1 protein-coding gene is annotated in these 1,599 nt (G+C 57.1%); it reads right to left on the reverse strand.

Annotated elements, in window-relative coordinates; translation table 11 throughout:
* Window positions 1-35: 35 nt before the first annotated feature.
* A protein-coding gene (locus tag M2407_RS26220) for an IS3 family transposase (RefSeq protein WP_259220277.1) occupies window positions 36-1,534 on the reverse strand; the annotation gives its coding sequence in 2 pieces (ribosomal slippage) (window positions 36-1,084 and window positions 1,084-1,534; 1,500 coding nt in all).
* Window positions 1,535-1,599: the final 65 nt, after the last annotated feature.

A 1,599-nucleotide genomic window follows, 5' to 3' on the forward strand; every position in this document is an offset into this window, starting at 1 on the left:
CGGTGCGTGTCAAGGTAGTTGTCGCCTCAGTTGATTCAAGCAGCCAGGGTTTCCCGCTCCCGATTCAACCATGTTTCATTCTGCCATTTCCAGTTACGCGTCTTCCCTGACCAGCGATGCGGATTCAGCATTTTTGCTGCCTCATACACCGATTCCCTTGTCGCCAGTAACGTCACGTCTTCACCGCGATGACGTTGGCCCGGCGTCACATAACGAATGCCGCTGTGACGGTGCTCTTCGTTGTACCAGCCAACAAAGGTTTCTACCCAGGCCCGCGCCTCTTCCAGCGACGCGAAGCCCTTCTCTGGCCACGAGGGTACATATTTCAACGTCCTGAACAACGACTCCACGTGGGCGTTGTCGTTGCTTACCCGCGGCCGGCTGTGCGACGGCGTTATCTTTAGCTCCGCAAGCTTAACCTGCAGCACCTGTGACTTCATCGGGGCGCCGTTATCCGCATGCAGTACCAGTGGCTCCTGCCAGCAGCGCTCGCTCAGCACAGTCCGCTTCAGCAGCTCTGCCGCATTCTCACCACTTTCGACCAGGTGTACCTCGTAACCCACGATTTTGCGACTGAACACGTCTTCTATCAGATACAGATAGAACCAATGGCCCGCTGTCAGCGACTTCAACCACGTGATATCCCATGACCACACCTGGTTGCCCGCTGTCGCCTTCCAGGTCGCCAACGGTTTACTTTGCGGCGCCTGTTGGCGGCCCCGGTGCGTGACTTCGCCGGCGCGGCGCAGCACCCGGTAAAACGTCGACTCACTGGCGATATAACGGTTTTCATCGGCCAGTATGGGCACGATTTGCGCCGGCGGCAGGCTGGCGAACCGCGGCTCATGGCAGATGGCCAGCACCTGCAGTTCCTCTTCAACGCTCAACGTGTTTTTCGGCACGGGGCGTGGGGATGTGGCCCGCCGGTCGTCTGGCTTCGTTCTCCAGCGCTGCAGTGTCCGCAGACTCAGACCTATGCGCTTGCAGGCCTGTGCTAATCGGACACCGCCATCGACCGCTTCCTGAACCAGTGTCATCACCTTCTGGCGGTCGCCGCTTCGCGTCATTCGACCTCGCCTTCCTCGCCGAACAACGCCTTGAACTTTTTTTCCAGTATCAACAGTGCCGCGGCTTCCGCCAGCGCCTTGTCTTTGCGGGCAATCTCACGGGTAAGTTGTTGGTTTTCTTTTTTTAACCGTTTGTTTTCTGCTTTTTCTTCGCGTTGAGTGGGCTGCATAAAACTGTCCTTCCATTGCTGAAGTTGCTCGGGGTAGAGGCCTTTACGGCGGCAGTATTCAGCAACAGCATGGGCAGAAAGGGGCGCAGTTTCAATCAACGCAGCAAAGCGGGCCTCTTGCGGCCATGCCAGCGGAGGTTTGGGTTGACCCCCGACAACGCCGCTCTGAGAACGCCAGGTATAAAGCGTATTGATAGGTATCCCTTCAGCTCGGGCAATGTGAACGACAGATTGGTTGTGCGGTGGCAGCATTCTGGCGATCACAGCCGCTTTACGCTCGGGTGAATAGGTCTTCATAAATATCGTCTCCAACCCCCTGATGATTTTTCAGTTGGAGGCGACAACTACCCTGACATGGGGGG

The sequence above is a fragment of the Serratia sp. BIGb0234 genome (assembly GCF_024809915.1).
Lineage (GTDB): Bacteria > Pseudomonadota > Gammaproteobacteria > Enterobacterales > Enterobacteriaceae > Serratia > Serratia liquefaciens.